General features: G+C 63.7%; 10 protein-coding genes and 1 pseudogene. 10 read left to right on the top strand and 1 reads right to left on the bottom strand.

The genetic code is table 11. The annotated features are described in order from the left end of the window. Positions 1 to 421: 421 nt before the first annotated feature. On the bottom strand, positions 422 to 682 hold the full coding sequence (locus tag A39O_RS42530) for a hypothetical protein (protein ID WP_245561766.1): 261 nt from the start codon (positions 680 to 682) through the stop codon (positions 422 to 424). A gap of 18 nt (positions 683 to 700) precedes the next feature. Between A39O_RS42530 and A39O_RS42525 the strand changes: the two genes are divergently transcribed. The 10 genes and pseudogenes from A39O_RS42525 to A39O_RS0104175 all read left to right on the top strand — a co-directional run. Beyond that, the gene (locus A39O_RS42525) at positions 701 to 976 is read left to right on the top strand and encodes a hypothetical protein (RefSeq protein WP_040527103.1); all 276 of its coding nucleotides are present in this window, start codon (positions 701 to 703) and stop codon (positions 974 to 976) included. A 198-nt stretch (positions 977 to 1,174) separates the two neighbouring features. Further along, entirely contained in the window at positions 1,175 to 1,396 is a 222-nt protein-coding gene (locus A39O_RS31920) for a DUF4351 domain-containing protein (protein ID WP_020503458.1), read from the top strand. Between the two features lie 456 nt (positions 1,397 to 1,852). Continuing rightward, entirely contained in the window at positions 1,853 to 2,047 is a 195-nt protein-coding gene (locus A39O_RS40270; protein WP_157639607.1) for a hypothetical protein, read from the top strand. A 124-nt stretch (positions 2,048 to 2,171) separates the two neighbouring features. Beyond that, positions 2,172 to 2,351 (top strand): DegT/DnrJ/EryC1/StrS family aminotransferase, encoded by a 180-nt coding sequence (locus tag A39O_RS40265; protein ID WP_026199157.1) that lies wholly within the window; start codon positions 2,172 to 2,174, stop codon positions 2,349 to 2,351. A gap of 50 nt (positions 2,352 to 2,401) precedes the next feature. Next, a complete protein-coding gene (locus A39O_RS0104200) occupies positions 2,402 to 3,121 on the top strand; it encodes a PD-(D/E)XK nuclease family protein (RefSeq protein ID WP_020503456.1) in 720 nt (239 codons plus the stop codon). 276 nt (positions 3,122 to 3,397) lie between these two features. Further along, complete coding sequence (locus A39O_RS0104195) at positions 3,398 to 4,294, top strand: hypothetical protein (protein WP_157639606.1); 897 nt, start codon at positions 3,398 to 3,400, stop codon at positions 4,292 to 4,294. 48 nt (positions 4,295 to 4,342) lie between these two features. Continuing rightward, positions 4,343 to 4,561 carry a hypothetical protein gene (locus A39O_RS41575; RefSeq protein ID WP_020503454.1) on the top strand — a complete coding sequence of 73 codons (219 nt, stop codon included), beginning with the start codon at positions 4,343 to 4,345 and terminating at the stop codon, positions 4,559 to 4,561. Beyond that, a complete protein-coding gene (locus tag A39O_RS0104185) occupies positions 4,558 to 6,339 on the top strand; it encodes a nucleotide sugar dehydrogenase (protein WP_020503453.1) in 1,782 nt (593 codons plus the stop codon). Before A39O_RS41575 ends, A39O_RS0104185 begins: the two co-directional genes overlap by 4 nt. Positions 6,340 to 6,575: 236 nt before the next feature. Next, a pseudogene (locus A39O_RS31915) lies at positions 6,576 to 7,136 on the top strand (hypothetical protein); the annotation flags it as partial. A gap of 696 nt (positions 7,137 to 7,832) precedes the next feature. Beyond that, a partial coding sequence (locus A39O_RS0104175; RefSeq protein WP_020503451.1) for a MarR family EPS-associated transcriptional regulator occupies positions 7,833 to 8,133 on the top strand: 301 nt, incomplete at its 3' end.

Here is an 8,133-nt window from a genome sequence, read left to right as displayed (position 1 = left end):
GCGATCCCAAGTACCTGAAGACAGCGCTGGATCGCCTGGTGGAAGAGGGTCGCCTGCGCGGGCTGGCGCCCGAGATCCGGACGCTGCTGGATCGCCTGGTGGATGCGCTTCGGCGGCGCGGCCTTGCCCCCGATGAGTGGCCACGCGAGCCCACCCCCGAGGAGTGGCTGCGCGGGCTCAGCCCCGAGGNGCGGCTGGAAGGTCTTGATCCCGCGTTCGTCGAAGCCTGGCTGAAGCAACATCCCCGTCACGACCGTTGACAGATCAGCGGTTTGCGCTGTCTTGCAGGCATGCGCAGCCGCGATGTTGATTTCTGGGAATGGCCTCAGCCCCCTGTCCTGATTCCGGCGGAAGACGTCGCTCATTGCCATGAGCGTCCGCCGTTACCGCCGACGCTTGCGGCCGAGCGCTAAGGGACGCGTCAGAACCCTTGGGCTCCAGCTGAACGCTGAACATCGCCGATGATCTGTGCCGGCTCAAAGACCAGGCGCGCCACTTGCGTGCTGGTGAACTGGACCAAAGCGAGTCCAGCACCCGGCTGACCGGTGCCGACTGGTTGCTGCGAAGGACAGACCCCGAATTCCTGCGCGTACTCACCGACGGCATCCCCTGTCTTGGCATCGAGCCCACCGCTGACACTGCCGCCACGGCCGTGTCGCAAGGCCTTGTTGCACAAATGCATCGAGAGGATCTGACCGCCATGTCCTACACCCTCGACGATTTCAAATTCGACACCCTGCGCCTGATGCTCAACAACTCGTGGCTAACACCGGAGGAGAAAGCCGAACTGCGCGCCGGCCTGCTGCAAAAGTTGAGCCCCGAAAAGCGCCTGCACGGCCTGGATCCGGCGGAGGTACTCAAACGCTACGCGCCCGAAGAGCGCCTGCGCGGCCTCTCGCCGGACGACATTCTGCTCGCGATGGATCCCGAACAGATCAAAACCTGGCTCAAGCAAACCGAACACTCAGGGGATTGACGGAAACCGCCTGGCAGGCTGTGGGACTTAAAGCGATTCCAACGGCGCGGCTGTAGGGGCGACTTCAGTCGCCGCTATGCGGACAAGCTGATCAAAGTCTGGCGGTGCAGTGGAGAGATCGATTGGGTGTTAGCGTTGCCCGACGCCTTGGAAGAAGACTACCATCGGTGCATTCAAGCGCTAGAGGAAGCCGAGCACATGCAATACGTCACCACTGCCGAGCGCATCGGGATTCAGAAGGGCCATAAAGAGGGTCGCCAAGAAGGAGAGGCCGCCATGCTCTTGCGCCAGATCACCCGCAAGTTCGGTCCGCCCACCGAGGCGGTGCGTGAGCGCATCGCCCGCGCCGACTCCGAAACCCTGTTGGAGTGGTCCGACCGCATCCTCACCGCCCAGACCCTCGACGAGGTGCTCCACTAACCAAACGGCCAAACCACCTTGCCGCCGCGCCTCACCCGCGTTAGCGTAGCCAGCCGTTTAAGGACTGAACAACCATTTCGAACAGGTGCGAACCGGTGACCTCGGCCATGCCCGCCACTGACAGGGTAGGGCGGTAGCGTGTCCGGACCCGTTTGACCGCTCCGCACGGGTCGTCTCACGTCCCTACCAGCCCCAACGGCCTTCGCACCCCGCTGGCCGCCCCCCAGCGCCCGGTTGCACTCCAACCGGAGGCCGACGCTTTAGCGGGCGGCGCCCCGCACCCAACTGGAGCCTCAACCTCCGGCTGGCCGTGCAGGTATCGCCTTCGGACGTGATCACCGGGCGTAGGAGCGGGTTTCAAACCCGCCCCTACACGAAGGTCTGTCTGGATATCCGGTGCGAACGCGATACAACGTGATCCGGACCTCACCGAAGCCCCCAGGAGCCGCCCCCGCCGTGAGCGAAGACCGCCACTTTCACGCCCTGCGTCTGCTGCAAGCCAACCCGCCGGCATCGGCGGGTGCTGAGCTGGCCGCAATTGGGCGAATCGTAGAAAAACTCAAGGCTGACCCTCAAGCGCTTCAACGTGTGATGCAACGCGCTGGCATCGTGACTGGAAACGGTAAGTTAACCGAAGAATTTGGCGGCTAATGGCCTCTCGATCCCGCGTTACGAGCCGCGGACGGTCCGCACAGCGGACCCTACGGTAACACCGTGACCTGTAGAGTCCGCTGTGCGGACCGCCGACCGTGCAGATCGCGCGGTGGCCGGGTTTATGATCAAGGCCGTGCCGCTCAACGAGCAACCGGCCTACGCTCACCTGTGCTGCTCCGAGTGTACCCCGGTTGTCCAAGCCATTGCCCGCCAGGTCATGCGCCTGCCCATGCACCCGGACCTGAGCGAAGCCGACCAGCAACGCATCGTCGCAACCCTGCCTCAGCGCGAAGCTAAGTAAAGCACGGAACCTCATCCGAACAGCAACGTACCCCATCGTTTGAAACCGAGATGACGACCCAATCCCTAAAAGAGACGATCAGACGTGAGCTGCCGGAAATCATCCGCACGGATCCGGATTTTCTCCGGTATATTCTGGATTTGACCCGCCGGGAGTATGCCGGTCGGGCGGCAACCGAAGACCGGTTCTACGAGCTCCTGGCTGAACTGCGCCGCGACCGAGAGGAGGGCGCACGCAAGTGGGACGAATATAAAGAAGAGCAGAACCGCAAATGGGACGAACAGAACCGTAAATGGGACGCGCATCAGGCGGAGCAGCGCGAAGAATTTAAGCGGGTTCACGAGGAGATCATGGCCCAGGCACAGCGGCATGACCGCAGCATCGGCGCGCTGGGGTCGCGCTGGGGCCTGCAATCGGAGAAGGCATTCCGCGACGCGTTGGCCGGAATTCTGGAAAAGAACTTCGGCGTACAGGTGCTCAACGTCAACGAATACGACGATCAAGGTACCGTGTTTGGCCGGCCCGACCAGATTGAATTGGACGTCATTATCCAAAATGGTCTGCTGTTGATATGCGAACTGAAGTCGTCCATCGACAAAGCCGGGATGTACATCTTTGAGCGCAAAGCCCGGTTTTACGAGCAGCGACACCAGCGCACTGCCAACCGCTTGATCGTGATCTCGCCGATGATCGACGCCCGGGCGCGCCAGGTGGCGGAGCGCCTGGGGATCGAGACCTACGGCGACTCGCTGGAGGTCGAAGCGTTATGAGGGGCCTTGATGAGCGTGCCGGCCGGCGGTCATCATCCTGCTGACCGATCCCCGAGCGCCGCGCCGACCACCGCCACGGAGACGCGCAGCCCCCCGCGCCACCACCCATCTAGCTTCGTTGGCGACATCTGCAAGCAATGCAATGAGCGTCTGGGTTCTTGAGAAATTGAGTCTTGCTGCGCAGCGGAAGACGTCGCTCATCACTGCGGCCACGTGGGCTTGCCGACTCGAATCCTGACGCCCTGATTGGGAAATTCAAGCTTTGAGGAGCCAGTCATGTCGACGCGTGGATGGTACGAATATCATGTCATAGACCCGGCGACGAACCGCCGGACGTTGGCGATGCAGTTCTATAAATGGGGAGATGCGATCCCCGAGCATGCGCTGGATGAATGGCGCATGCTCAGCGGGCAAATCGACAAAGCCGCCGGTCTCCTGCCGGTGGTGTGGTTGGACGATCTGCTGCGCCAAGCGCTCGGCGAGCAGTATGCACGACTACCGGCGGATTTCTCCGTGGCGGCATTTCTGTTCCTCATCCAGCGCGCCGAAGAAGAGCTCAGTCCGCTCAACAACCGGGAGTTCCGATCTCTCCCCAAGGAGGAGCGACCGGACTATCGCCTCGGCTTCGCGATCGGCGAGGCAATGGCCCTGGCTGGTTTCCAGCCTCGGGAGCACCCCGACCAATTGCTCGACAGGGTGCTTGCCTTCATCGCGGCCGGCCACTTTGTGCGCCCCTGGCGCGATTACTGTTTGACTTGGTCGGTGTTGAAGTGGCTGCAGTATCTGACCCAGGTCACCTTAGAACATAAGATGAGCTCGATTGCCGGGGATCTGGAGGCGCCGGTTGGGGATATCAGTTACCGCTACCGCTTCTTCATCTGGATCGATGCGCAGACACCATTCAAGATCACCCGGCTCGCGGTCGAGCTCTGTGATCGGTACGGCGGTGACCTGTTCGTCAAACTGGAAGATCATCCGGATAAGCCTGCCATGTGGGCCGAGTCTGATCGGGAGGAAGGGAGTCGCCTAATGGATCTGATTGCGCAAGGCAAGGTCGATCGTTATTCCCTCAAGGAAGCTGAGGCGACGTTCCCATGTGCCGAGGATTCCTTCTGGGGGCCGCACTGCCATGAGCGTCCGCCGTTACCGCCGGCGCTTGCGGCCGAGCGCTAAGGGACGCGTCAGAAGCCTTGGACTCCAGCTGAACGCTGAGCATCGCCGATGATCTGTGCCGGCTCAAAGACCAGGCGCGCCATTTGCGCGCTGGACCAAAGCGAGTCCAGCACCCGGCTGACCGGTGCCGACTGGTTCCTGCGAAGGACAGACCCCGAATTCCTGCGCGTACTCACCGACGGCATCCCCTGTCTCGGCATCGAGCCCACCGCGGCCACTGCCGCCGTGTCGCAAGGCCTTATTGCACAGTGCATCGACTGGAGATGACCGACATGTCCTTCAATCAGAACGATATCAACCGCGACGCCATGCGCGTGATGCTCGACGACCCATGGCAGACACCGGAGGATCAGGCCACCCTGCGCGCCGACCTGCTTGAGAAGTCGAGCCTCGAAGAGCGCCTGCAGGGCCTGGATCCGTCGGAGGTGCTCACATGCTATGCGCCCGAAGAGCGCCTGCGCGGTCTCTCGCCGGACGACATCCTGCGTGCGATGAATCCCGAACAGATCAAAACGTGGCTCAAGCAAACCGTCACCACGCATCCAACCGACCGCCAGCCGCACACCCCCGACCTGGACCAAACCACCGTCACCGCCTCACTCGCCCATCTGCGCGCCCCGGACTGCCCCCTGGCCATCATCGGCCTCGGCTACGTCGGCCTGCCGCTGGCGGTTGAGTTCGGCAAACACCGCCCGGTCGTCGGCTTCGATATCCACCCCGCGCGCATTGCCGAACTTCAAGCCGGGCACGACCGCACCCGCGAGGTCGCAGCGGACGACCTGGCCGCCGCCCGCCACCTGCAGATCACCAACGACCCGGAAGCGCTGCGCGCCTGCCGCATCTTCATCGTCACCGTGCCCACCCCGGTCGATAACTACAAGCGCCCGGATCTCACGCCGCTGCTCAAGGCCTCCGCCACCGTCGGCCAGGTCCTCAAACCCGGCGACCTGGTCATCTACGAATCCACCGTCTACCCCGGCTGCACCGAAGACGACTGCGTCCCCGTCCTCGCGCGTTATTCCGGCCTGACCTACCTCCATGCCGACCGCCGCCAGGCCGCTCCCGAAAGCAGTCACCACCCCGACCCCCGCCATGGAGACGCACAGCCCCCCGCGCCACCCTCTCGCTCCCACGCTCCAGCGTGGGAGCAAGAGCGGACGCTCCAGCGTCCAGTCCCGCCGCCGTCGACCCCAACTCAAGGCTTCTACTGCGGCTACAGCCCCGAGCGCATCAACCCCGGCGACCACGACCACCGCCTCACCACCATCAAGAAAGTGACCAGCGGCTCCACCCCCGAAGTCGCCGCCATCGTCGACGCCCTCTACCGCCAGATCATCACCGCCGGTACCCACCCGGCCAGCAGTATCCGCGTCGCCGAAGCCGCCAAAGTCATCGAGAACACCCAGCGCGACCTCAACATCGCCCTCATGAACGAGCTCGCGCTGCTCTTCGACAAGCTCGGCATCGACACCCTGGAGGTGCTCGAAGCCGCCGGCAGCAAATGGAACTTCCTGCCCTTCCGCCCTGGCCTGGTCGGCGGCCACTGCATCGGCGTCGACCCCTATTACCTGACGCACAAAGCCGTCGCCAGCGGCTACCACCCCGAGGTCATCCTCGCCGGGCGGCGCATCAACGACCGCATGGGCGCCCATGTCGCCGAAACCGTCGTCAAGCTGATGCTCAAGCGCGGCATCGGCGTCTGCCACAGCCGCATCCTGGTGCTCGGTCTCGCGTTCAAGGAAAACTGCCCGGATCTGCGCAACACCCGCGTCATCGACATCATCCAGGCCCTGCGCGACTACAACCTCACCGTCGACTGCTACGACCCCTGGATCGACCGTGACGAAGCGCACCACGAATACGGCCTCGACTGCCTGCCCGCGCCCCCGGCGCCCGGCACCTATGACGCCATCATCCTCGCCGTTGCTCATCGCGAGTTCATCGAGACCGGTGCGACGGGGATCCGCCGCTGGGCCAAGCCCAAGTCGATCCTCTACGACGTGAAATCCGTGTTGCAGTTCGATGCCGTCGACGGCCGCCTGTAACGCCGCAGATCGCGCGGTGCCCTCTCATCCGGCGCAGTACCGCCTTTGTAGCGTTCGGACGTGATAACCAGACGTAGGGGCGGGTTTCAAACCCGCCCCTACACGAAGGTCTGTCTGGATATCAGGTGCGAACGCTATATCAGCATTCCGGCCAGCCGAGGCACCGGCCGGCTGGAGTCCAAATGAGCAACGCTGGCCGGAACGATGATCAAGGCCTCAGGTCCAAGGACACCGCGATGAGCCACGACCAAAACTTCAAGAACCTCATCGTCGACTACCCGCGCGAGTCGATCGCCTTCTTTGCCGCCGTCGAGTCCCATGCCGTCGATGCCGGCGTCCGCATCCTGCCGATCCGTGAAGAGCAACTCAAGGAGCGGCTGGGCGAGCGCTTTCGGGAGCTGGACACCCCGCTCCTGGTCGAATGGCCGGACGGTCGGCGCGCGGCGTTGCTGTTCGTGTTTGAGGAAGAGACCGACCCCAAGCGTTTCTCCATTCATCGCTTGGCGCACTATTGCCTCGACTTGGCCGAGCTGTTCGAAACCGATCGGGTCGTCCCGGTCGTGATCTTTCTGCACCCCGGGCGCTATGCGTCGCACCTTCGGCTCGGCAGCGAGGACACCGCCTACCTGGCGTTTCACTATCTTTCAACAGCCCTGTTCCGTATCCCGGCCCGCGCGCACCTGAACAGCCGCAACCTGGTCGCCCGGTTGAATCTGCCCAACATGGCCTACGCCCCAGAGGACAAACTGGAGGTCTACGCGCAGGCCGTGCGCGGCCTGGTCGAGGTGCTCGACGACGCCATTTGACCGGTGGTATCCACGTGATCGCCGCGGTCTGTACGGAGGGGTATGTCTGGCTCCCACAGTGCATTTCGCGCCTACGCTCCAGCGGTTGAGTACGTGTCTGGCTCCCACAGTGCATCTCGCTCCCGGCCTGTTTGGCGGCCACTGCAGCGGCGTCGCACTGGGCCAAACCCAAGTCGATCCTTGATGACGTGAAATCCGTGCTACCCGCACTCGCGTCTCCCGAGCCTGGCCGACGACGCCAGCCAAACGGCCAAACCACCTTGCCGCCGCGCCTCACCCGCGTTAGCATATCCATCCGTTTAAGGACTGAACAAAATATTGCGAACAGGTGACCTCGGCCATGCCCGCCACTGACAGGGTAGGGCGGTAGCGTGTCCGGACCCGTTCGAACGCTCCGCACGGGTCGCCTCACGTCCCCACCAGCCCCAACGGCCTTCGCACCCTGCTGCCCCGCCCCCCAGCGCCCGGTGCACCCCAACCGGAGGCCGACGCTTTAGCGGGCGGCCCCCCGCACCCAACCGAGGCCTCAACCTCCGGCCAGCCGTGCAGGTATCGCCTTCGGACCTGATCACCGGACGTAGGGGCGGGTTTCAAGCCCGCCCTACACGAAGGTCTGTCTGGATATCAGGTGCGAACGCGATACAACGTGATCCGGACCGCACCGAAACCCCTAGGAGCCGCCCCGCCGTGAGCGAAGACCGCCACTTCCACGCCCTGCGTCTGCTGCAAGCCAATCCCGCGCTCTCCCAGCGCGCCCTGGCGCGCGAACTGGGCGTCAGCGTCGGCGCCGCCAACTACTGCGTGCGCGCCCTGGTCGACAAAGGCTGGATCAAGATTCAGAACTTCCGCACCAGCAAGGACAAACGGGCCTACGCCTACCTGCTCACCCCGCACGGTATCGAGCAGAAGGCGCAGCTCACCCTGCGCTTCCTCCAGCGCAAAGAAGCCGAATACCTGGCCCTGGAAGCCGAGATCGCCCGCCTGCGCC

It is taken from the genome of Lamprocystis purpurea DSM 4197 (assembly GCF_000379525.1).
In the GTDB taxonomy this organism is placed as follows: domain Bacteria; phylum Pseudomonadota; class Gammaproteobacteria; order Chromatiales; family Chromatiaceae; genus Thiodictyon; species Thiodictyon purpureum.
This window is presented reverse-complemented; position numbering and strand designations above follow the sequence as displayed.

Coding starts and splice junctions, on each gene's coding strand:
- A39O_RS0104185 (WP_020503453.1), top strand. CDS start 4,558: ATGACCGACATGTCCTTCAATCAGAACGATATCAACCGCGACGCCATG.
- A39O_RS42530 (WP_245561766.1), bottom strand. CDS start 682: ATGCATTTGTGCAACAAGGCCTTGCGACACGGCCGTGGCGGCAGTGTC.
- A39O_RS41575 (WP_020503454.1), top strand. CDS start 4,343: ATGATCTGTGCCGGCTCAAAGACCAGGCGCGCCATTTGCGCGCTGGAC.
- A39O_RS0104195 (WP_157639606.1), top strand. CDS start 3,398: ATGTCGACGCGTGGATGGTACGAATATCATGTCATAGACCCGGCGACG.
- A39O_RS42525 (WP_040527103.1), top strand. CDS start 701: ATGTCCTACACCCTCGACGATTTCAAATTCGACACCCTGCGCCTGATG.
- A39O_RS0104200 (WP_020503456.1), top strand. CDS start 2,402: ATGACGACCCAATCCCTAAAAGAGACGATCAGACGTGAGCTGCCGGAA.
- A39O_RS40265 (WP_026199157.1), top strand. CDS start 2,172: ATGATCAAGGCCGTGCCGCTCAACGAGCAACCGGCCTACGCTCACCTG.
- A39O_RS31920 (WP_020503458.1), top strand. CDS start 1,175: ATGCAATACGTCACCACTGCCGAGCGCATCGGGATTCAGAAGGGCCAT.